The 23,215-nt window shown below is 60.7% G+C and carries 12 protein-coding genes; 5 read left to right on the plus strand and 7 right to left on the minus strand.

The features are described from left to right. Nucleotides 1-193: 193 nt before the first annotated feature. On the plus strand, nt 194-1,846 hold the full coding sequence (locus IPM54_38935; GenBank protein ID MBK9265751.1) for a DNA mismatch repair protein: 1,653 nt from the start codon (nt 194-196) through the stop codon (nt 1,844-1,846). 3 nt (nt 1,847-1,849) lie between these two features. After that, nucleotides 1,850-2,839, plus strand: a complete 990-nt coding sequence (locus IPM54_38940) for a hypothetical protein (protein ID MBK9265752.1) — start codon at nt 1,850-1,852, stop codon at nt 2,837-2,839. Nucleotides 2,840-2,900: 61 nt separating this feature from the next. On the opposite strand, the gene IPM54_38945 is transcribed toward IPM54_38940, so the two are convergent. Genes IPM54_38945 through IPM54_38955 form a run of 3 tightly spaced genes read right to left on the minus strand, consistent with a single transcriptional unit; the run spans nt 2,901 to nt 8,472 of the window. Continuing rightward, nucleotides 2,901-6,011, minus strand: a complete 3,111-nt coding sequence (locus IPM54_38945) for an efflux RND transporter permease subunit (GenBank protein MBK9265753.1) — start codon at nt 6,009-6,011, stop codon at nt 2,901-2,903. Further along, on the minus strand, nt 6,008-7,168 hold the full coding sequence (locus tag IPM54_38950; protein ID MBK9265754.1) for an efflux RND transporter periplasmic adaptor subunit: 1,161 nt from the start codon (nt 7,166-7,168) through the stop codon (nt 6,008-6,010). The genes IPM54_38945 and IPM54_38950 overlap by 4 nt, the downstream gene beginning before the upstream one ends. Further along, nucleotides 7,165-8,472 carry a TolC family protein gene (locus IPM54_38955; protein ID MBK9265755.1) on the minus strand — a complete coding sequence of 436 codons (1,308 nt, stop codon included), beginning with the start codon at nt 8,470-8,472 and terminating at the stop codon, nt 7,165-7,167. Before IPM54_38955 ends, IPM54_38950 begins: the two co-directional genes overlap by 4 nt. 312 nt (nt 8,473-8,784) lie before the next feature. Between IPM54_38955 and IPM54_38960 the strand changes: the two genes are divergently transcribed. Further along, nucleotides 8,785-10,350: a hypothetical protein gene (locus IPM54_38960; protein MBK9265756.1), complete on the plus strand. Its 1,566-nt coding sequence runs from the start codon at nt 8,785-8,787 to the stop codon at nt 10,348-10,350. Further along, nucleotides 10,337-11,710 carry a sigma-54-dependent Fis family transcriptional regulator gene (locus IPM54_38965; GenBank protein MBK9265757.1) on the plus strand — a complete coding sequence of 458 codons (1,374 nt, stop codon included), beginning with the start codon at nt 10,337-10,339 and terminating at the stop codon, nt 11,708-11,710. The genes IPM54_38960 and IPM54_38965 overlap by 14 nt, the downstream gene beginning before the upstream one ends. A 42-nt stretch (nt 11,711-11,752) precedes the next feature. On the opposite strand, the gene IPM54_38970 is transcribed toward IPM54_38965, so the two are convergent. The 3 genes from IPM54_38970 to IPM54_38980 form a co-directional block, all read right to left on the minus strand. Next, nucleotides 11,753-14,497, minus strand: coding sequence for a hypothetical protein (locus tag IPM54_38970; protein ID MBK9265758.1), 2,745 nt, complete (start codon nt 14,495-14,497; stop codon nt 11,753-11,755). A gap of 164 nt (nt 14,498-14,661) precedes the next feature. Continuing rightward, on the minus strand, nt 14,662-16,875 hold the full coding sequence (locus IPM54_38975) for a hypothetical protein (protein MBK9265759.1): 2,214 nt from the start codon (nt 16,873-16,875) through the stop codon (nt 14,662-14,664). A 161-nt stretch (nt 16,876-17,036) separates the two neighbouring features. Next, nucleotides 17,037-20,030, minus strand: coding sequence for a hypothetical protein (locus IPM54_38980; protein ID MBK9265760.1), 2,994 nt, complete (start codon nt 20,028-20,030; stop codon nt 17,037-17,039). Between the two features lie 148 nt (nt 20,031-20,178). Here IPM54_38980 and IPM54_38985 point away from each other — a divergent pair, with 148 nt between their 5' ends. Then, nucleotides 20,179-21,309 (plus strand): endonuclease/exonuclease/phosphatase family protein, encoded by a 1,131-nt coding sequence (locus IPM54_38985; GenBank protein MBK9265761.1) that lies wholly within the window; start codon nt 20,179-20,181, stop codon nt 21,307-21,309. Nucleotides 21,310-21,494: 185 nt separating this feature from the next. On the opposite strand, the gene IPM54_38990 is transcribed toward IPM54_38985, so the two are convergent. Next, nucleotides 21,495-23,183, minus strand: coding sequence for a hypothetical protein (locus tag IPM54_38990; protein MBK9265762.1), 1,689 nt, complete (start codon nt 23,181-23,183; stop codon nt 21,495-21,497). Nucleotides 23,184-23,215: the final 32 nt, after the last annotated feature.

Raw genomic sequence — 23,215 nt, forward strand, 5'->3', positions numbered from 1 at the left:
TGTCAAGGGGCGGTGCGCACGTGCCGAACCATTGCCAGCTCGAGGCCAAGCACCATCTGGGTCGAGGCTGGGCCCCATGGCATGGCGCACAGCGCCGTGACAAGTCGGCTTCGCGATACGCATTCAAAGAAATTTCTTCCTTCCGAGTTTTCTGATACGGTCCACTGGGAACGCGACGCGGGAGGCTACACGCGTGAACGAAATACCCATCCCCGATCTTCTCCAGTCGAAGGCTGCTGTTCGGATTGACGTCGATGCAACGAAGTTCGCCGTCACGCTCGCCTTTGCGGGAAGCACGTCTGGGGGCATGTTCGCCGAGGCGCTCGAGCGTACCGCAACCCCTGCTTCGACCTGGGATCCGAACGGTTTCGCGGCGGATCTGTTTCTGCAGCAAATCGTCGCGAAGTATTTCTCCATTCGCGCGGGTAACGCCGAAGCCACGCTGACATCCGCAACGTTCTTGCTCCGACTCATGGCCAACCCCCCGTCGGATCCTGCAGAAATCGCATTTCGCCGGGATATCCTCCATGAACTGTCGAATCAGCCAGAGCTGCGTAAGGCGCTCGAAAACGTGTACCGCGACCTGGTTCGGCTACGCGGACAGCTCGAGAGCACGGGGGCGGGCGGAGCGGCTCGTCGCATGGACCTGAACCGGCACAAGCTCGATACGCTCACCACCGTAAAACGGCTCTTCGATCATCTTGCAGCGGACTTCTCGACGGCGCAATCGGGTTTGCGGCGGCTGGGAGAGTTTGGCGCGGCCATTCTGGCCAGTGAGCCCTATGGGTCCCTTCGCGATCTTTTGAGCTACGACCAGCAGCTCGCAACCTTGAATCTCAAAATCAGCGTGGGCGCCGACGGGGAAATTCGTTCATTCAATGTCCTGTCCATCGAGGAAGCCGCGCAAAATCCGTTCGTCAATCCGTTTTGGCGTCGCTGGCTCGCGGTCATCGAGTTATTCGTCCGCGGCTACAAATTCAGCCGAAGCGAAGTGCTCTCGCGCCTCATCGACGCGGTTTTCACGGGCATCGACAGCCAGCTCGTCTTGCTCGTCCAGCTCATCGGTGACGTCGAGTTTTACCTCGGAGCGTTGGGATTCCGCGACAAGGCGCTGGCAGCCGGGCTCTCGGTTTGCCTTGCGGAACTGGTCGAACCCGAAAAGCCCCGCGAACTCCATGGTCTTTTCAACGTGCTCCTCTTTCTCAATGGTATCACGCCCGTTCCCTGCAATCTGGAGATCGACCCCACGACCACCTCCATTCTGATCACAGGCCCGAATTCGGGAGGCAAAACGCGACTGCTCCAATCGCTGGGTATTGCGCAGCTCCTCGCCCAAAATGGGCTGTTCGTTCCCGCGAAGAGCGCGCGGCTCGTGCTGGCAACGGGGCTCGTCACGTCGCTCATCGAGGGGACGAAGGTCGATCAGGCCGAAGGGCGGCTGGGCATGGAGATGATGCGCATTCGTAGCCTATTCGAACGGCTCCCACCACATTCAATGGTGCTTCTGGACGAACTGTGCTCGGGGACCAATCCATCGGAAGGCGAGCGTATCGTCGAGCTCGTACTGGGCATGTTCCACAAGCTCCGGCCGCAGGCGTTCGTCACGACGCACTTTCTTGCGTTCGCGCAGCGCCTCGAACGGGAAAACAAGGTGCCGGGGCTCCGTTTTCTGCAGGTCGAGCTAGGGCCCGATCGACGCGCGACATACCAATTCAAAATTGGCGTGGCGCAAAGCTCGCTGGCCGAGGCAACCGCGGAGCGACTCGGGGTCACCGGGGATCAGCTCTTGCAGTTGGTCGAGCAAAACCTGCGGAAACACAGGGCTCTCTTGCCGCCGGGAGATTGACTCGTGCCGACGTTCTTGACGACCCCGAAAATGTCCCCGGAGCTCACCGAGCGCGTCGAGGCGTCGGTCGCCGGCCGACCCGCAGGTCGGGCCAAAATGTCCCCGACGGTCGTCGCGGTCCTACGCTTTGTAGGTATCGCAGCGGTCGTCGGTATCGTTGCCTTGCTCGTCGTGGAGCGGCGCCGCGCCGTGGATGCGCTGGAGGCTGATCGCAATGCATTGCTTTCGCAGCTTCACGAATCCACAGCGCATGTCACGGCCGCCGACAAGGCGCTCCTGCCGCGTATCGAAGCATGGGTAGGCGAGCATTCGGGAGATTACGAGGGCGATATCGTCGATGAGTCGCTTCGTGGCGAGGGTATGACGGCTACGCTGGCTCGGCCGATTCTATATTTGCGTGGGCCGATTGGCGGCTTCAAAAGCTTGCAAGGGCTTGCGGACATGGGTCAGACGACCTTCCGCGATGCATTCGTGCTGTGCCTCTTCGATCCGCCCGCGAAGGCAACGGAGAAAACGCTCCGCGAAGCAGCGCGCGCGGTTCTGTCGGACGGCGAGCGTATCAAAGTCGCCGCGCACGTGGAGCGTTTTCATACGGCACGCGCGGGCCTGCCATTTTTGATGCCTCAATGGGAAGAGCGCGTGCGGACGGTCGATGACAGCCGCGCGCTTGCGGAGCTGCGGAATCGGCTTAAACGCGTAAACCTCGAGGACACCGTGCGAGCGCTGAAAGCGCGGCTCTTTCTCGTGGTGATGGACGAGCCGAAAGACGGCAATGGTCCGACGGAAATCGACGGCGCGAATCGGCATTACGTCCGCGTCGTGCTGCTCGATCTCGAAACGAACGAGGTCCTTTTGCGCCAGCGTAAGCTGGTGGATCCTGCCTGGATTCCGACCAATCGACGCAGCGAGCATGCGAACGGAATCAATTCGTGCGAGCTTGGCATGGAGGTTCGCGCCGCAATGACTGGATCGGTCGTACCAGCACGGCAGTAGAGGAGCGCGAATTCGATTCTGTGCGTCGTCGACCTTGGCGATGGCGTCTGCGAAGCGCCTTTCATGCTTCCGGCACGAAATTTTCCTTGGGCCGTTTGGCAAGAAAAACAAACATCATCGGGACGAGGAACAGCGCCAGCAGGGTGGACGACGCAAGTCCGCCCGTAACCGCGAGCGCGAGCGGGCGGTTCGACTCCGTGCCGTGCTCGAGCCCCAGGGCCGTTGGGAGAAGGCTGATGATCGTCGCGAGGCTCGTCATGGCGATGGGACGAAAACGCGCGCGTCCCGCTTCGATCACGGCATCGAGCGCTTCTTTTCCTGCGGTAAATTCTTTGTTCGCATGGTCGACGAGGAGAATACCGTTCGACACCGCAATGCCGACGACCATGAGGATGCCCATCATCGTGGGAACCGAAAACCCTTCACCGGCCGCAAAAAGCGCGGCCACGATGCCTACGACGCACGCAGGAATCGTGAACAGCATGATGAGCGGCAGGCGCATCGATTTGAATTGAATGGTCATGACGACGAAAACGACCATGATGGCAAGACCGAGCGCGACGCCTAGCCCGGAGAACGTCGAGCGCATCAGGTCGACTTGGCCCACGAGGTTGAAGTGCACGTCGCGCGTGCGCGGATCGCCGTGCAGGCGCTTTTCGAGCTCCGTGGCAGCGCTGCCGAGATCCCGACCCTCGGTCTGCATGTAAACGATCGCGACGCGCTGCAAGTGATTGCGCTCGATTTCAATGGGTCCGGTCGAGCGTTCGATCGTCGCATAGCTACCAAGCGTAACCGCGCCCGATTGCGTGGCTCGAATCGGAACTTCGCGCAAACGTTCGGCATCCTCGATGATCCGAGGGTCGTACGCCGTGACGACATAATACGATTGACCATTGTTTCCATCGATCCACACGGCAGGCGCGTTGATGTTGCCAACGGTCGCATCGAGCGTCGTTTGCGCCGTGTCTCGCGCTGTCACGCCGACGAGACCCGCTTCCTGCCGGTCCGTCGTAATGCGTAGCTCGGGGTATTCGAGATCCAGTGTCGTGTAAATGTCCCGCACGCCGGGAACGTCTCGCGCCACATCCGAGACGGCTTTGACACGAGCATCCAACTGGTCGAGATCGTTGCCATGCACCTCGACCGTGAGGGGTGCCCTGTAGCCATTGGAAAAAACGCTGGCGACGAGCCCCCCGGGCTTCTGGAGGAAATCGATGCCAGGAAAACGTTTCGTGAGAATGGCACGCATGGCATCGGCAATCTCACGCTGCGATCGCTTTCGCTTTTCGGGTGGCGCGAGCGCGACGCGAATGAAGCCCATGTGCGGCCCGGCATTGGGGCTGTTCATTTTCGAGCGCGCTTTGCTGGGCGCGCCAATGTTCATGAGGACGAGCTCGACCTCGTTTTTCGGCAATTCTTGCCGTAAGGTTTGTCCAATTTCTTGGAAGATACGCGTCGAGTCGTCGAGCGACGTGCCGGGCGCAAGACGCACGTAGACTCGCTCCATCGATTCGTCGACTTCCGGGAAAAATGCAGCCGGCAGCCACGATGCCGCATAAACACTTGCCCCCACCAGCGCAAAAATTGCCATTGTCAACGCAATTCGGCGGTCGAGTGCTGCGCGAAGAGCATTCGTGTATGCATTCACGACGCGATCGATGAAGCCAGATACCGCCGACGCAAGCTTTCCGGGCTCGTGGTGCTGGCCCAAGAGATACCGACACGCCACGGGCGTGATCAGCATGCTGACGAAATAGCCCGCAAGCATTGCCGTCGCCACGGTGAGCGCAAGCGGAGAAAAAAGCTTTTGCGCAAGTCCCGTGAGAAGCACGACAGGCAAAAGAACGGCAATCGTGCAGAGCGATGCCGCAAGCGCGGGTGCCGCCACGAGCTTTGCTCCCCGCAAAGCAGCGGTCACTGCATCGTCACCAGCCATTCGCCGCTGGTGAATCGATTCCAAAACGACGACGGAAATATCGACGAGCGGTCCCATGGCGAGCGTCAAGCCGCCAAGGGTGAATGCATTGAGCGACTGGTCGGTCGCATAAAGGACGAGCAGAATGGTGGCGAAGCTGAGCGGCACGGAAATGGCTGCGATGAGCACCGAACGCGCGCTTTGGAGGAACAGCAAAATCACGGCGGCCACCAAGAAGAGCGCTTGTACGATCTCTCGCTGGAGTCCGTGGATCGCGCCACGGACGAACGTGGCTTGATCGAAAATGGGCTGCACGACGATCCCCGGAGGCAGCCCCTTCAGATTGGCAAGCGCCTCCCGAATCGATTCCACCACCTGTACCGTATTGGCTCCCGGAATTCGCAACACGTTGAGGTAAACCGCCGGATTGCCATCGACAGCGACAAACTGCGACGGCGCCGAACCGCCATCTTCCACGAGTGCGACATCCCGGATCAGCACGGCCTGACCATCCACCTCTTTTACGACGGCGTCACCAATGTCCGATACGCGCGCCGCAACCGCATTCGTGTACACGTTCGATTCGGACCCCGTCGTCATGAGGCGCCCGGAAGGCATGAGCGCATTGGCCTTGTCCACCGCGGCCGAGATTTCGCGAGACGTCACCCCGCGCGCGAGCGCTCGAACGGGATCGACGACGATATTGATTCTCCGTTCGCGTCCCCCATTCGGCGATGCACTCGCGACACCAGAAATCCCCTCGATGATGGGCTCGACCGAATTGACAGCAAAATCATACAGTTGCGGGCCGCTGAGCCCTCCCCCATGGACCGCGACTTGCAAAACCGGCGCATCCGATGGATCGTATTGCAAGACAAACGGCGGCAAGACACCGAGCGTTTTGGGAACCGAGGACATCGCAAATGCGACCTGCTGCTGCACGAGCGCTTGCGCGGCATTCAAGTCGGTTCCCCATTTGAGCCAAACATAAACGATGCTCAAACTGGTGCGCGATTTGCTGCGAATGTGATCGACGCCGGGCGTTGCGGCAATGACCTTTTCGAGCCGCCAGGTAATCGTCTTTTCGACGTCTTTCGGTCCAAGCCCTGAAGCGAGCGTGCCGACGATGAGCACCGGCGGCGATAGCTCGGGAAACGTATCAACCGCCATGCGCGGCGTAACGACCGCGGAAAATACCATCAGCGCGATACTGACCATCAGCACGGCAAGCGGATTGCGCAGTGCCAATCGCGTCATGGCTTGACTCCCGCAGGCATCATCGAGCTTGTAGGTACGGGCGCCGCCGCGCCTTCGACACGCGTGCGTACGACATCCCCATTTCGGAGCTGCGATCTGCCTTCGAGCACCACCGGGGTCCCCGCACTGATGAATCGCTCGAGAAATACACTCTTGACCGATTCGCCGAGCACACGAGCACTCATCGATTTCGCCACATCGCCATCGATGACGAAGAGCGTCGCTTTTTTGCCGCGAATGGTTGCAGCCCGCAATGGCAACTCGATTGCGTCTTGTGGAGCTCCGACATCAATGAAAACTTCGGCGGTCGTCCCCACGGGAAGCGCGCGCTCCGTATCTTGCACGTCGATGTCCACGCGCACCGTACGCGTCGCGGGATTCGCGCTGGGAGAACGCCGCGCGATTTTGGCAAGGATTTCGCGTCCCGTGGCGAGCATTTTTACTTTCGCCTCGGTCCCGGGCGAGACGGCTTGATAATCGACTTCTGGAACGTCGAAAGTGACTCGAACGATGGCCCGATCAATGATGGACACGAGCGTCGCGCCCGGTTTGACGAATGTACCAGGATCGATGAAGCGGTGCGCGATTTCGCCACGAAAGGGCGCCTTGAGAACGCAATCGTTGACTTGAAGCGCTTTGCTTGCGAGCTCGGCGCGCATCGCTTGAAGCTGCGCCTCTGCCGCCGCGCTTCGCGCAGCCTTTTGTTCCGCTTCGTTTTGCGAGACAAACCCATCCTCGACGAGCACCTGCGTCCTCGCCGCTTCGCTCGCGATCGCTCGCTGCTGCTCGTCGAGCGCACGCGCCTTTGCTGCAACGCTGCTTTTCACGGCCGCCGTGTTCCGGCAATCGAGCGTTGCGAGCACTTGCCCTTGCTCTGCAATGTCACCAGGTCTCACGAGCACCGTTTCGACATAGGCCGAAACGAGCTGCGGACCGATTTTGGCTTCTTGCCACGGACGCAACGTTCCGAGAAATCGGCGCGTGGGGCGATACTTTGCCTCACGCGCGGGAATGACGGTCACGCCTTTGGGCTGCGCAGACAGCGGCGTCGGCTCCGTCGACGTGGCCTGCGCGACCAGGGCTACTCCACCGAGTAGACCAAGACAAACGACACCCCCGATTATCGCAAAAACGCGCGTCTTGGTTCGATTGCTCATCGATGTGCTCCTGCCACGACGCGCTCGAGAATCGCGCGCGCTCTTGCAACATGAAATGCCCCCACGGCACGCCCAACCTCGGCTTCCACACGCAATGACTCGGCGTCGACCAAGTCGAGTATGGTGCCAAGCCCTGCCTTGAACCTCGCTTCGGCCTGCGCGTGACTTGCCTTTGCAGCAGCTTCTGCTCGTTCAAGCGCGACGAGTTCGTTTCGTACCGCAATGGCATCCACATACGCTCGTCGCACGGCCGCAACCTGCGCAACGCGCGCGACTTCGAGCTCCGCCGAGCGCGCTCGCTCGACCTCGTGCAATGCGTTCCTTCGCGCCGTGAGCGTCGGGTCGTAGAGCGGCACGCTGAGCACTGCGCCTACGTTCCAATTCGGCACGAGCGGCAAGAAGCCATGACCCAGTGCAACGTCGCCAGCTTGCGTCGGCGCGCCGCCCGCACGCCCCGATACCGATGCCGTGAGAAAGAGGTTCGGCCGAAGTTGCGCCGCAGCCGCATTCGTCTCGGCCTGTGCAAGACCGACCCTGGCCTCCGCTTGGCGCACCTCTATGCTGTCGCGCCGCGCCTGCTCGATGAGCTGCTCCATCGATGGCAATTCACCCAATTCGTCATTCGTCGAGGCATCGATCGCATCCAGCCCTGCCTGGTCGAGCCCCACGACGGCCGCGAATACGGCGCGCGCCGCATCGAGAGCGCCTTTTGCTCGGACTTTCCCCACGTCGAATTTCGCGACCTCTGCTTCGGCCCGCGCGAGATCGACCGGCGTACGCATGCCTGCCCCCACGGCCGCGCGCGTCGCATCCCGATACACCGTCGCTCGATTCGATGCATCCTCGGCAGCTTTGGCAACCGCTTTGGCCGCTCGTACCGCGTAAAACGCTTCCACGACGTGCAGAACGACATCGAATGTCGCACCTTCGGCCCGCTTTCGCTCGAGGTCCACTTGCGCATCGAGCGCTGCCGCCTCGGCCGCAATGCGCCCGAAATCGAATAGCTCCTGCCGCATTCCTGCTGCGACGAGGGTCGTCGCATACGGGGTGAAATCCGGCTGCGTGGACAAACGAGTCGCTCCAATGCGAGGCAAATCCACACGTGGATTCGACAGAATGGTCGCCGTCGAGTTATTGACACTCGAGCCGACGATTTCTGCAACAGCTCCAAACGTCGGGCGCCACTGTGCGCGAGGCACCGCAGCGAATGCACGCGCGGCCTGAATTCGTGCATTTGCGACAGCTATGTCGGGACTGTGACTTTTCGCATGAGCAATGGCCTGCTCGAGCGTAAAAGCTTGCAATTGCGCATCATTTGGTTCGTCCGCAAACGAAACGCCCGAAACGGAAAGAGCACTGACAACAACCAGAGCGGCGCAGATCCGTCGTGCGACGCAACACAAGCTCGACATCGAAACATCGTATTAGCACCAACGATGCCAAGCGAAAGAGCGCCTAGAAATGCGGACGATTGTGCTAGGAACGAAATCTACCAGGGAAAAATTCCCTGCCGCTAGGGAAAAAATCCCTGCTCGAGGAGCGACGTCGGTGCAAGATGCGGAGGATTTGCGGTTGGCACGTACTCTGCTGCGTTGTCGTCACATTGAAAGGCTCGTATGACCTCGGGCAAGACGTCGATTCGCTGGCCGGCATTTGCCGTGCGTATCGCTCATTCGATGATACGCGACTGGCTGGTATGGGCCGTGCTGCTCGGCGTTTTTGCAGTCATTGGCGTGGCCTTGCACGAAGAGCAGCGGGAGTTCGAAGGAGCACTCGAAACGCTGGCGCGGCAGCAGCGGATGCTCGCGCTCGTTTTATCGGACGAACTGTCGGCGCGGCTTTCCGCGGTGCATCGTGATGCGTTGCTCGTCGCGGCAGACGTCTCGGAAGGGCGTGGCCCCTCGGAAGGAATGCGAAATGCATATCCCCGCATCGAGGTGCTGACGGAATCGCAGGCAGCGGCGAGCCGCACAGAACCACGTATGTTGACGGTGCGATCCGCGTCGACCGAAGGCCGAACGATTGAGCTGACGGTTCCGGTAGCGTGGCTCGTGAGCCCATCGAGCCGCATTGAAAGCCCGGATGATCTGGTTGTTCTGGTAAAACCTGCGGGTGATTCGTCATGGCAAACGGTGGATGGACGGCAGGTGGCCGGCGAGGCGCTCACGCGCTCCGTGGCGAGCGGCGACGATACGGTGCTGCTCGAACGCGACGAGGCCGTCAACCTCGGTCTACCGGCTCGTCGCGCGGTTGTTGCCATTGCCACGGCCGATGTTGCATCGTTCGGGTCGTGGGCGACGGCGGTCGTTGCGAGTGCATCGCACGAGCGGGACCGTTGGGACCGAGCGCGGAGTCGAATCTTTCTCGGCGTGCTCGTCCCATGTGCGCTCATCATTGCATTCGGGTGGGCCGCGCTCAGGCGACAGCGGCGCGAATTGGCGCTCGAAAAGCAGCTCGCCGTTGCAGACCTGGTGCGAGAGAGCGATACGCGCCTTGCAAGGGCGAGTCGCGCCGCGACGACGGGAACTTTGGCAATGGGCATCGCCCACGAGATTTCGACGCCGCTCGGGATCATCATTGGGCGCGCCGAGCAGCTCGAAGCGCGCGTTGGCAGCGATCCGAAAGCCGCGCGGGCAGTGCGAGCGATTGCCGAGCAAGCAGCGGAAATCAGCCAAGTCGTCCGTGGGTTTCTCGATCTGGCACGTGGCAATTTCCCCGCGTTGCTTCCCATCGAGCCTGCCAATGTCATTCGTAGCGCCGTTCGCCTCGTCGAACATCGATTTCTCGCGGCCCAAGTCAAGCTCGAGGTACGTTTGGACGAACCATTGCCTGCGCTTGCCGGTGTCAATCTCCTCCTCGAGCATGCGATCATCAATTTATTACTAAATGCTTGCGAAGCGAGCTCCCCCGATACCACCGTGGACGTGTGGGTGCGCGCCGAAAATTCCAATGTCGACTTCATCGTGGAAGACCGAGGCGTCGGTATTGGTCACGAAAACATCACGCGTGCAACCGAACCATTTTTCACGACCAAGCCCGAAGGTTCGGGGCTCGGATTGGCAATCGCCAACGAAATCGTCAACATCCACCGCGGTACGCTCGTGATCGAACCGCGCGAAGGCGGCGGTAGCCGCGTTCGCATTCGCCTACCTGCCTGCGAGGACAAGGATGCCGTTCAATAAACGCTCGCGCATTTACAATGTCGTCGTCGCCGACGACAAACTCGAAATGGCGGAAACCATTGCGGACGGTCTCTCCGATGCTGGTTTCTCCACAATCGCCGTCCCCGGGGGCAAGCTTGCCATTTCCCATATCGAGAACGAAGCGGTCGACGCTTTGGTGACGGACCTTCGCATGCCGGACATGGACGGCATCGAGCTGCTCATGGCGGCACATCGCATCGTGCCGGACTTGCCCGTGATCGTCATGACGGCATATGGCGCCGTAGAAACGGCCATCGAATCCATCCGCCGCGGCGCTTACCATTACGTCACCAAACCCTTCAAAATCGACGAGCTCGTCATTTATCTCGACCGAGCGTTCGACGAAGCCTCCGTGCGCCGCGAAGCGCGCACGTTACGACGCTCCTTGAGCGACAAAGCGCTCCGCGCGGGAATCGTCGCTGGCAGTCCGTCAATGCGCTCCGTGCTCGACGTGCTGGGCCGCGTTGCAGCGAGTGACGTTCCCGTATTGCTCACGGGGCCCACGGGCTGCGGCAAGGGGCTATTGGCGCGACATCTGCACGCCGAAAGCAGCCGAGCCAATGGACCGTTTGTCACGGTCAACTGCGCAGCGCTACCCGAACCGCTTCTCGAAAGCGAGCTTTTCGGGCATGCCCGGGGTGCCTTTACGGGTGCGAGCACGAGCCATCCGGGACTTTTCACGGAAGCTTCCGGAGGCACTTTGTTTTTGGATGAAATTGGCGAAATGGCGCCCGCATTGCAAGTGAAATTGCTCGACGTCATCGAGCGCCGCGTCGTGCGCCCCGTGGGCGTTACGAAAGAATTGCCCGTCGACGTGCGTATCATATCGGCCACGCATCGAGATCTCCGCCGCCGCGTCGCGGAGGGACTCTTTCGCGAGGATCTCTTGTATCGTCTGGATGTCGTACCGGTCGCCGTTCCAGCCTTGCGCGAGCGTCGGGACGACATTCCCGAGCTCGTCGACAAATTCTTGTTGGAAGCGAGAACTCGCCACCCTTCCTCCTGCGTCGCGCGCGTTTCGCGTGAATGCATGCTCGAAATGCTCGAATACCCATGGCCAGGCAATGTTCGTGAGCTCCGGCATGCGGTCGAGCGTCTCGTCTTGCTCGGGCGCTCGCCGGAAGCTCAATTCGCCGACGCTGCATTACCTCGGTTGGCTGGTGGCGGCTCGAGCGTTTTCAACTTTGCAGGCCCTGTGCAACCGATGCGTGAAGTACAGCAACGTTATGCTCGATGGGCGCTTTCCGAATGTGGGGGGAACAAATCACGCACGGCGGAGCGCTTGGAGATCGACGTCAAGACGCTCGCCAAGTATCTTTCGAGCGACTTGTCGGAATGAGCGCGGCCAAGAAATGGTCACGCTCGACTCCGACGAATGACATCAATTGCAGGTGTAGGGCGGACAATAGGTCTCGACTTCGCTGACGCAGTAGCTATCCCAATCCGTCGTGCAGCAATACGAATCTTGCGCACAAACGAGCGCGACACAATTGGCCTGCGCGGAATCGCAGCCATTCGTGAGAGGCGTCGTCGTATTGGGTCCGACGGTACATGGCGAGTGGGCGCACGTTCCAGCAGCCTCGAGACAAACGAGCGAGTTGCAAATCGTCCGGACTTCTTGCACGCACGCGCTGTCCCAACTGTTGTTGCAGCAGTAGGGATCGGCAGCGCAGATTTGCGTCACGCACGGGTCGCAACCGCTCTGCATCGCCACGCCAGTGGTGCACTTGTCGTGCGCGCACCCGCAGCCGTTGTCGACGGTACCATTGCAATCGTTATCATTGCCATCACCGCATACTTCGGTGACCGGAAAAACCGTCTGCGCGCAACCGAGCGCACCGCTCGAGCACGTGATCGTGCCATTGGCACATGGTCCTACCTGTCCGCTGACCGTGCACGACGCGCCGCCGCCCGGATTGCCCTCGTCGACGGTGCCATCGCAATCGTTATCGACGTTGTCGCACGCTTCTCCCGTGGGGAATGTCGTTTGATTACAAACGATCGCGCCGCTCGTACATGCCGTCGTTCCTGCAGCGCAGGGACCAGATTGACCCGGTACCGAGCAGCTTTGCCCGCCGCCCGGATTGCCCTCGTTGACTTGTCCATTGCAGTTGTTATCGAGGCCGTCGCAGACTTCGGTTTGCGGCTGTTGATTCTGATTGCATACGAGGGCCCCGTTCGAGCAAGCCAGGGTACCTGCGCTGCAAATGCCCGGTTGGCCCGTGGTGCATGCGCCGCCGCCGCCGGGATTGCCTTCGTCCGTAGAGCCGTCGCAATCGTTGTCGAGGCCGTCGCAGGCTTCGTTCGTAGGGAGACTCGTTTGATTACAAACGATCATACCCGCCGAGCACGCCGTCGTGCCGAGAGCACAAATTCCGAGTCCGCCGGTATTGCATGATTGGCCGCTGCCCGGATTGCCTTCGTCGATCGAGCCGTCGCAATCGTTGTCCTTGTTGTCGCAAATCTCGTTCGACGGCTGCATGCTTTGAACACAAACGAGCGCGCCGCTTTGACATTGGAACGTTCCAGCAGAGCAGACTCCAGGCAGCGCCGTCGTGCATGTACCGCCGCTTTGCGGATTGCCTTCGTCGACCATTCCGTTGCAATTGTCATCGATGTTGTTGCAGCTTTCGGTCGTCGGAAAAACCGTTTGCACGCACGTGGGCGAACCATTCTGGCAGTTGAGCGTCCCCTGAGCGCAAGGTCCGACCTTGCCCGCCACCGTGCACGTGCTGCCGCCCCCAGGATTGCCTTCGTCCGATGCGCCGTTGCAATTGTTGTCGAGACCGTCGCAAACCTCGGGGGACGATTGCGTATTTTGCGTGCAAACGATATTGCCGCCGCTGCAATTCGTCGTGCCGGCGGCGCAAACGCCGAGTTGTCCTGTCATGCAGGCCATCCCGCCACCGGGATTACCTTCATCCGTCTGTCCGTTACAGTTGTTGTCTTTGCTATCGCATATTTCGGGCGACGGCATCATGTTGGCGACGCATTGCAGTGCTCCACCGGAACAAACCTGCGTCCCGGCCGAACAGATGCCGGGCTGACCGGTAATGCAATTGCCGCCTCCCCCAGGATTGTTCTCGTCGGCCGCACCATTACAATTGTTGTCAATGCCGTCGCAGATTTCAGGTGACGGCATGCCGGGCGTGCACGTTTGCATCTGCCCGCCTGAACAAGCAGGTACCGTTGCTTGACAAGCGCCCACGCCGCACGTGACCGATCCGAGATTGTCGTCGATGAAGAGGTTGCAATCGTCGTCGATGCCGTTGCACGTTTCGGTTTGTGGCTGAAGCGGCGTACACGTCTGCGGCACACCATTGACGCATGCCGTGACGCTGACCAGACAAGCCCCAGCACCGCACGTGATTTGCCCGAGGTTCTCGTCGGATTCGCCGTCGCAATCATTGTCGAGGCTGTCGCAAGCCTCCGGCTTTGGTAGCACTTCGTTATCGCATGTACCCCACGCGCCGCTGATGCACGTTTGCACGCCTGCCTTGCATTGGCCCACGTCCTTCGTGGACATGCTGCCGGAATAACACGACCGCATTTCTCCTTCGACGGTGCACGGGCAATTGATGCCGTCATCAATCACGCCGTCGCAATTCTCGTCGGTGCCGTCGCACGTTTCTGGCATGGGCTCGCCGGGTTCGCACGTTGGAACCATTCCGTCGATGCACCCCTCGATCATGACCTGACAAGCGCCTTCGCCACACGTGATGCTTGGAAAACCATCGTCGGTTTGTCCGTTGCAATCGTCATCGATGCCATTGCAGGCTTCGATACCGGGGAGCACTTCACCAGCGCACGCGCCCCATACACCTCCAGCGCACGTTGACGTACCGGATTTGCATTGACCCGTATTTTCGGTACCTGCTGGCCCCGAATAACACGACTGGGTCGCGCCATCCGTGCACCCAGTGCTGCCCCCCTGGCCCGCCGTTCCACCTTGCCCGGCGATCCCGCCTTCCCCGCCGGCTCCTCCCATGCCACCGGATGCTCCTGTTGCATTGCCGCCCGAACCGGTGGTCGTGGACGCGTCGCCTCCACAACCTCCAATGGCGGCACTCAAGAAAAGCGACAGAGTGCTGGCGAAAAACGATGCACGAGTAAAGCTCTTGCGCATGGCCGGGCCTTCCTGGTAAGGACAAACCGCAAGAAAGTGGTTTGCACCCCGAGCATCTCACGGTTTGCCAGACGTTGTAAAGAAGAGGCCATCGCTTCGTGGACCTGATGAAGCGATTCAATGGATGGAGCGGGCTTCGAACGAGGGATGGGTGAGTCAGCCGCTCAGTTGCACGAGAAGCCGCTGCTACACTGCGTTGCAACCAGGTTCACACACGCCTGCGTCCACGTTCCGCCGCCGGATCCGCAGCACGAGGGCATTGCATTGCAGATCGCGGTGGTGCAGGTGTTGCAGGTGCTTCCGAGTGCCGCGCCCGTCACGCAGACGCTGTGCGGACAACCGCCGCCGCTGCCGCATGAGAGGGTAACGCCCATTCCGCTGCAGTGCGTCGGAACCCTATCGAGACACACCTCATTCCAGCCTGTCGTGCAGCAAGACGGTTTTTCGTTGCAAATGGCCGCAACGCAAGAACTGCACGTTGGCGACAGCGCTACGCCTTGATTACAAACTCCGTGTGCGCAGCAGGTGTTGTTCCCGCACGCCAAATCAGCCGCAGCGGTGCAAAGATTGTCCCAAGTGCTGGTGCAGCAGTACGACAAGACTCCGCCAGAGTAGTTGCAGACGGACGTGGTACACGTATTCCCGCCACAACCACTCGGCAACGCCGCCCCCGATTCACACACGCTATGCGGGCAACAACCGTCGTTGACCGCGCCGTCGCAATCGTTGTCCACGTTGTCGCTGCAATTTTCAGACGTGGCGAAGACCGTCTGCGCGCAGCTCAGCGCTCCATTGGTGCAAGTAAGTGTGCCCGCGGCACAAGGGCCCTGCTGCCCTTGTACCGTACACGCCGCGCCGCCTCCCGGATTGCCCTCGTCCGTTTGACCATTGCAGTTGTCGTCGACGTTGTTGCAGATTTCCGTCGCCGGAAAAACCGTTTGAGGACAAAGGAGTGACCCATTCGTGCATTGAGCCGTGCTCTGCGCACACGCTCCGACCTTATTGGGCACCATGCAAGCCGCTCCGCTCGTCCCTTCGTCCGTCGCGCCGTTGCAATTGTTATCGACGCCGTCGCATACTTCGGTCGAAGGCATCGTCGTCTGCACGCACGAAATCATGCCATTCATGCACGTCGACGTGCCAAACGCGCACACGCCGGGTTGCCCCGTCATGCACGCCTGACCGCCGCCGGGATTGCCATCGTCGGCCATGCCGTCGCAATCGTTGTCTTGCCCGTCGCACACCTCCGGCAGCGGCATCGCGCTCGGCACGCACTGCAAGGCTCCTGCCGAACAGTTCAGCGTACCCTGGGCACACGCACCCGACAAACCCGTATTGCACGTGATCCCGCCCCCCGGATTGCCTTCGTCCGTGACGCCATTGCAATTGTTGTCGATGTTGTCGCAGATTTCAGCCATCGGCATGCCCGGCATGCACGTTTGCGGTATCCCTCCCGCACACGCAGGCACGGTGACCATGCACCCGCCCGTACCGCACGTGAACGTGCCAAGCCCGTCGTCGATGAAAAGGTTGCAATCGTCGTCGATGCCATTGCAGATTTCAGCCTTGGGCTCGCCAGGCGTACACGTCTGCGGCATGCCATTGACGCACGCCGGAACCGTCTTCAAACACGCCCCGGCACCGCAATTGACGTCGGCGATGTTTTCATCGGCCGCGGCATCGCAATCGTTGTCGAGCCCGTCGCAAACCTCCATCGACGGAAGCACTTCGCCTTCGCAAGGTCCCCACGCGCCATTCGTGCACGTTTGCGAGCCGGCCTTGCATTGCCCCACGTCCACCGTACCCATGCCGCCCGAATAACACGACCGCATTTCACCTTCGACCGTGCACGGACAAACGATACCGTCGTCGATTTCACCATTGCAATCTTCATCGGTGCCGTCACAGGTTTCCTGCATTGGCTCGCCTGGCTCGCACGCCGGCACCATTCCGTCGACGCAACCATCCACCGTGACCTGGCAAGCACCCATTCCGCACGTAATGGGCTCCATTCCGTCATCGGTTTGTCCGTTGCAATCATCATCGATGCCATTGCAACTTTCATCGCCCGGTAAAACTTCACCGCTGCAACTGCCCCATTGCCCCGCGGTACACGTCGCCGAGCCTCCCTTGCATTGCCCCGTGCCTTCCGTGCCCGCTGGCCCCGAATAACACGCCTGCATTTCACCATCGGTGCACCCGCCGCCGCCCTGACCCGCCGTACCACCTTGGCCAGCGTCACCCCCCTGCCCACCACCACCGCCCGCGCCTCCTTGGCCGGTCGACGTCGTGCCCCCAGGCTCTCCGCAACCGAGCGCAAAAGTCCCCAAGAGAACAGAGAGAGCAGCGACCATCGTCGCGCGGATTGGTTTACGCATGGGGGAAACTCCTCGAAGCATGAAAGGAATCGGCCATCGTGAAGCCGCAAGAAATCGTCTCACGGTTTGCGTGAAGTGTAAAGAGTGGATCACGGAAATGAGCAGACGGCGGAACGTATCGGCTCACACCTGCCACGAGCGTTCACGTCTGACGAATCACGTCAGGGAACCTTGCGGATTGTCGCGCTCGCACCATTCGACGACTTGAGGAAGACTTCGTCGCTCGCATCGACGAGCAATCCTGTCGTATACCACCCGGGGTCGAGCTGCGCCGTGGTGCTGACGGTGGTCACCACCGCCCCCGGAATCGTCACCTGCGAGATGGTATTTCCCGTCGTGTAGTGTGCGGCCCAGAGGCGCGAACCATCGGAATCAATGGTCAAACCATCGATTTGACTCAAGCCAGTCACGAATGTGGTGAACACGCCCGTGGGCGTCATGCGATCGATGCGACTGTTCGTGGAATTGGCCAAGTAAACGTACGAACCATCCGGAGCGAATGCGAGGTCGCTAAAGGTCGGCGCCCCCGCCGCGGTTCCAATCACCGTCGTCGTGGCCGTGGAAGGATCGATGACATAAACATTGCCATTGTAACCCGAACCAATGAGCTTGTTGGCGTGGGCGCCGAATCCCGCGGGGGCAACGGCGATGTCCGTCATGGTGGTCGGAAAGGTCATGATGAGCGTCGGATTGCCGCCGGACACGGGCATCGAATACAGTCTCGGCGACGTGTCGGTCGCAATGTAAATGAGGTTGTCACTCTTGCGATACGCAACGCCGACGATGGAGGACGTGAGCGTTCCGCTCGTCAAGGTCGTGACCGCGCCGGTCGTCTTGTTGACCCGGTAAAACGCATTGTTGAAGCCTCCGGTCACGAGGATGTCGCAGTTTCCGTCGAAGTCGATGCCGCCGAAGAAGTTGGACGGATGCACGACGATGGGTAGCGGCAAGGCCGCACCGTTGATGTCGCACAACTGAGAGCACCCGTTGTCGACGACGCCATTGCAATCATTGTCCTTGCCGTCGCCACACACCTCCGCAACCGCCATGACCGATTGCGGGCACGTGAGCGCACCGCCGGAACACGTCAACGTGCCAATGGCGCATTCGCCCTGCTGTCCGGGCACCGTGCACGCACTGCCTCCTCCGGGATTGCCGTCGTCGACCGTGCCGTCGCAATCATTGTCGAGACCGTCGCACACTTCGGGTTGTGCCGCTTGGTTTGCATTGCACACGAGCGTTCCGCCCGTGCAGGCGCGAGTGCCCGCCGCGCAAATGCCTTGCAATCCCGTATTGCATGAAACGCCGCCGCCGGGGTTTCCTTCGTCGGTCGAACCATTGCAGTTGTTGTCGAGACCGTCGCACACTTCGGGTTGCGCCGTTTGATTGGCATTGCAGACAATCGCACCGCCCGTGCACGCCGCCGTACCCACCGCACATACCCCGGGTTGCCCCGTATTGCATGCCCCGCCTCCCCCCGGATTGCCTTCGTCCGTCATGCCATCGCAATCATTGTCCTTGTTGTCGCAAATCTCCGGTGACGACGTGGTCGTTTGAATGCAAACGAGCCCGCCGCCCATACACGTGTACGTCCCGGGAGAACACGCACCGGGCAAACCCGTCGAGCACGAACCGCCGCTCTCGGGGTTGCCCTCGTCAATCGATCCATTGCAGTTGTCGTCGATTCCGTTGCAAAGCTCGGGCGTGGCAAACACCACCTGCGGACACCCAAGCGATCCATTTTGACAAACCAACGTGCTTTGCGCGCACGGCCCTAGTTTGCCCGGAACGGTGCACATGCCCCCGCCACCCGGATTGCCTTCGTCCGATGCACCATTGCAGTTGTTGTCGAGGCCGTCGCAGGTCTCGGGTGAAGACTGAATGCTTTGCGTGCAAACGATGCCGCCGTTGCTACACGTCGTCGTTCCCGCCGCGCAGACGCCGAGTTGACCGGTGTTGCACGGCATCCCGCCGCCTGGATTGCCATCGTCGACCACACCGTCGCAATCATTGTCCTTGTTGTCGCACGTTTCATTGGATGCCATCTGCGTCGGCGCGCATTGAAGCGCGCCCCCCGTGCACGCCATGACGCCCGTCGCACACACCCCAGGCTCACCCGTCATGCAGGCAGCACCGCCGCCCGGGTTGTTCTCGTCCGCGGAACCATTGCAGTTGTTGTCGAGGCCGTCACAGACTTCGGGCGAAGGCATTCCCGGCGTGCACGTTTGCGGCATCCCGCCCGCACACGCTGGCACCGTCACGGCACACGCGCCGACACCGCACGTCGTCGTGCCTAAATTGTCGTCGATGAAAAGGTTACAATCGTCATCGATGCCATTGCACGTTTCCGGTTTGGGTGCCCCCGGCGTACACGTTTGCGGCACGCCATTCACGCATGCGGTTACCGATACCAAACACGCGCCCGCGCCGCACGTCAAGTCCGTGAATGCATCGTCCGATGACCCATTGCAATCGTTGTCGAGCGCATCGCAAACCTCGGTCGATGGCAATACCTCGCCTTCACACGCCCCCCATTGCCCACCAACACACGTTTGCGTTCCCGACTTGCACTCCCCGACGTCCTTGGTCGCCTCGCCCCCCGAATAACACGATTGGGTTTGTCCGTCCGTACACGAGCACCCTTCGTCAATTTGCCCGTCGCAATTGTCGTCAGCCCCATTGCATGTCTCGGCAGGGTCGGCAGGGCCTGGCTCGCACGAAGGAATCATTCCGTCATCACAACCGGAGACCGTCACCTGGCAAATGCCCATCCCGCACGTAATCGGAGCAATGCCACTATCGATTTGCCCATCGCAATCGTCGTCCGCGCCGTTACACGTCTCAGCCGTCGGAAGCACTTCGCCGGCGCATGCACCCCATTGTCCACCCGAACACGTCGAGGTACCTCCGGTGCACGTGCCTACCCCGTTTGTCCCGGGATCCCCCGAATAACACGGCTGCGTCTCACCATCCGTGCATGCCGCGCCGCCACCTGTCCCAGCATTGCCACCCTCGCCGCCGGCGCCACCCATGCCTCCCGTTGCCCCACCGCTACCCGTCGCGGTGACCGTCCCGTCACCACCACATCCCGCCGTGACAAGACCCGAAACCAACAGAACAATGCCCGCAAAATGAGCTCGTGTAGAAATACGCATCGCAGACTCCTCACCAATGACGCCGCAAAAGCAAGTGACGAATTCACATCGTCTCATCCATGCACGCCGACGTAAAGCATGGAAACTTCAACACTCATTTGGACATGGCAATGCTGGCCACATCTGAGCGTCGCGCGGCGACACGCACGTGGTGTTTTTTTCGTTCCTCAATCAAAGAAATCCAAACTTGCACGTCGTGCTTGCGCCGGAAGCGCGCGAGCCTGAAACTCGAATGATGAAGCGCACTTCTTCACCTTCGACCCGTTCCTTCGACATTGAAGCCACCCGCCAAGCAACGAAGTACTCATCAGCGCTGCGCGCTCTCTTGCTGACCGCCGTCGTCACCGCTGCGCTTGGAGCTGGCTGCGGCGAAGACCCCACCATCCGTCAGAGCACGGGTGGTGGCGGTGCAGGTGGAGACAACACCGGTGGCGGGGGTGGAATGGTCGTGCCGAACGATCCGCTCCCCCTTCGCGTCCTCAATTGGAACGTACACAACCTCGAGAACGACAAGGACGACAGTGGCGCACCGGGCGAGACGATTGTCAGCGCGGCCGAATACGCTGCGCATCGAAAAGCCGTCGGGTCGGTCATCACGCTGCTCGATCCTGATGTCGCCGTATTGCAGGAGGTCGAAAACAAGGCGGTGCTCGACGATCTCAACGAGACCGAGCTCGGAGGCAAATACGTCGCCTCGAGCCTTGTCGACGGCAATGATTATCGCGGCGTGGATATTGCCGTATTGTCAAAATTCCCCATCGATTCGGCGGTGAGTCACAAGTCTGACGCATTTCCGCTGAACGGCACGCAGGGTCCCAACTATTATTATGCGCGCGATTGCGCGGAGATCCACATCAGCTTCAATGGGCGCAAGATGGTATTTCTCGGCGTGCATTTCAAAGCCAAGAGCAACGACGATCCGATTCAGCGGCTCGCCGAAGCCCAGCACACGCGCGCCATTGCCGATGGGCTTGCAAAAGAGGACCCATCACGAGCGATCGTCATTTTGGGTGACTTCAACGACACGCCGGATTCCCCTCCTTACTTGGCCGTGCGCGGCGACGGCACCACGCAATACGTCGACATCACGCAATCGATGCCCGCGGCCAATCGTTGGACATACGAGTTTCAGGGAAAGCTCGAGCTCATCGATCATCAATTCGCAAGCCCCATCCTGGCCCCGATGCTCGATGCGGCATCCGTCACCATTCGCCACGGGGCGGACGTCGACGACGCGAGCGATCACGCGCCCGTCATTGCGACATACATGGTGAATTAGAGGGTTTGAAACCGGGCCACGACTTGAACGCTCGCTTCGCGCGCGTGGGACGCGCGCTTCGCGAGGCTAGTTTACGATGGGGGGGTCCGCGGCTCGCCTCCCGGTGCTTTTGCTTCGCAAAAGCACGGCGAGGCGCGGACACCCCCCATACCCCCCCGGGATTCGAATTGCAAGCCCTGCTCTAATCACGGACACGTTCCTGCCATCACGAGCACGTCGTCGATGTTCCACGAACCGCTCGCGACGGCACCCACCGATCCCACATTGAATCCCCAGCGAATACGCATATTTGCGTTCTTGTACGCCGAGATGTCGTACGTCATCTTCGTCCACGCCGTATCCGTGACCGATGCTGCGCCATTTTGATACACCGTGTACCATGCCGCGCCATTGAAGACTTGCACGACGCTGTTCATGTACGGCGTATAGTCGGTGCGAAGCCACCGCTGGAAACTCAAAATGACCTTGGGAGCATCCTTCGCGTCGAACGCCGGGCTCGTCAGGTAATAGTAACCGTGCAGCGTCGTTGCCGCACAACCCCCAACGTTGACACCCGCCATCATGTTGTCCATCGTCGGCGACGTGTCCATCGTGGGATCACCGCATGCCACCATGGCCGGCGGTGCCTTGATGTCCCATTCCGCATCGAGCGTCCAGCCGGATGCATTCGAGAAATCCTCCTCGATGAACACCGTCGGTCCACCCTGACAAACCAATTTACCATCGAGGCAGGCGCGCGTGCCATTACAACCACATGCAACGCCCCCTCCCGGATTGCCTTCGTCCACCGAATCGTCGCAATCGTCGTCAATACCGTTGCATACCTCGACCTCGCCCGCGAAATTCGGCAGACAAACAAGCGCACCGCTCTGGCATTGCGTCGTCCCGGCTGCACACACATCCGGCTTGCCCGTATCACAAATTACGTTTCCACCGGGATTGTCTTCGTCGACCGTGCCATCGCAATCGTCGTCGAGGCCATTGCACTTTTCAGTCGACGATGGAGTCAGCGGGAAACAATCGATCGAGCCTCCCTTGCATTGAATTTGGCCGGCCGCGCAAACCCCGAGATACCCCGTGCCGCAATCAAAGCCCGTCCCAGGGATGTTGTTGTCGACGGTGCCGTCGCAATCGTCATCGATGTCGTTGCACGTTTCCGCATCCGGCATGATGTCCGGGACGCACTCCTGCACGCCAGCCGTGCACGTCGTCTTTCCCGCCACGCATGGACCGAATTTGTCAGGCACCGCGCATGTTTTACCGTTGTCAGGAAACGTCTCGTCCACGAGCTGATTGCAGTTGTTGTCGATGCCGTCACAAACCTCGAGCGACGGGGGGTTCGGAACGCACGCGGTGAGCTGTCCATTTTCACACGTGGCAACCGTCACTTGACAAGCACCGACCCCACAGATCGTCATGCCCATGTCGTCGGCGACGCCATTGCAGTCGTCGTCAACGAGGTTGCAAAGTTCCTTTGCCTTCGGAACGACTTGCCCAACGCAAGGTCCCCACGTCCCGGTCGTATCGCACGTCTGCTGTCCCGCAGCGCAAGCCCCGACGCCCTCGGTGCCGTCGGGACCCGCGTAACACGACTGCGTCTGACCATCGACACACGGACAGTCCTCGTCTACCTGCTCGTCGCAGTCGTTGTCCTTGCCGTCGCAGATCTCGTCGAGCGGCACGCATACGGGCCCGCCTCCACCAGCGCCAGCCGAACCACCGGCACCGGCACTGCCACCGGCTCCCGCGTCGCCCCCGGCACCTGCACTGCCTCCCGGCCCACTGGAATTGTCCGTAGCGCAGCCCGTCGAGTGAAATGAGTAGATGAAGCAGCAGCCAAGCGCCAAGAGCGTGGCCGGAATCGTCGATCGCATCGGTCCTCCGAACACGAGCCGCAACGCATGCG

The sequence above is a fragment of the Polyangiaceae bacterium genome (assembly GCA_016715885.1).
In the GTDB taxonomy this organism is placed as follows: domain Bacteria; phylum Myxococcota_A; class Polyangia; order Polyangiales; family Polyangiaceae; genus Polyangium.

What these genes read in the sequence shown, in the direction of transcription:
- IPM54_38945 (MBK9265753.1), bottom strand. Translation starts at nt 6,011, where the DNA reads ATGACGCGATTGGCACTGCGCAATCCGCTTGCCGTGCTGATGGTCAGT.
- IPM54_38950 (MBK9265754.1), bottom strand. Translation starts at nt 7,168, where the DNA reads ATGAGCAATCGAACCAAGACGCGCGTTTTTGCGATAATCGGGGGTGTC.
- IPM54_38960 (MBK9265756.1), top strand. Translation starts at nt 8,785, where the DNA reads ATGACCTCGGGCAAGACGTCGATTCGCTGGCCGGCATTTGCCGTGCGT.
- IPM54_38965 (MBK9265757.1), top strand. Translation starts at nt 10,337, where the DNA reads ATGCCGTTCAATAAACGCTCGCGCATTTACAATGTCGTCGTCGCCGAC.
- IPM54_38970 (MBK9265758.1), bottom strand. Translation starts at nt 14,497, where the DNA reads ATGCGCAAGAGCTTTACTCGTGCATCGTTTTTCGCCAGCACTCTGTCG.
- IPM54_38975 (MBK9265759.1), bottom strand. Translation starts at nt 16,875, where the DNA reads ATGCGTAAACCAATCCGCGCGACGATGGTCGCTGCTCTCTCTGTTCTC.
- IPM54_38980 (MBK9265760.1), bottom strand. Translation starts at nt 20,030, where the DNA reads ATGCGTATTTCTACACGAGCTCATTTTGCGGGCATTGTTCTGTTGGTT.
- IPM54_38990 (MBK9265762.1), bottom strand. Translation starts at nt 23,183, where the DNA reads ATGCGATCGACGATTCCGGCCACGCTCTTGGCGCTTGGCTGCTGCTTC.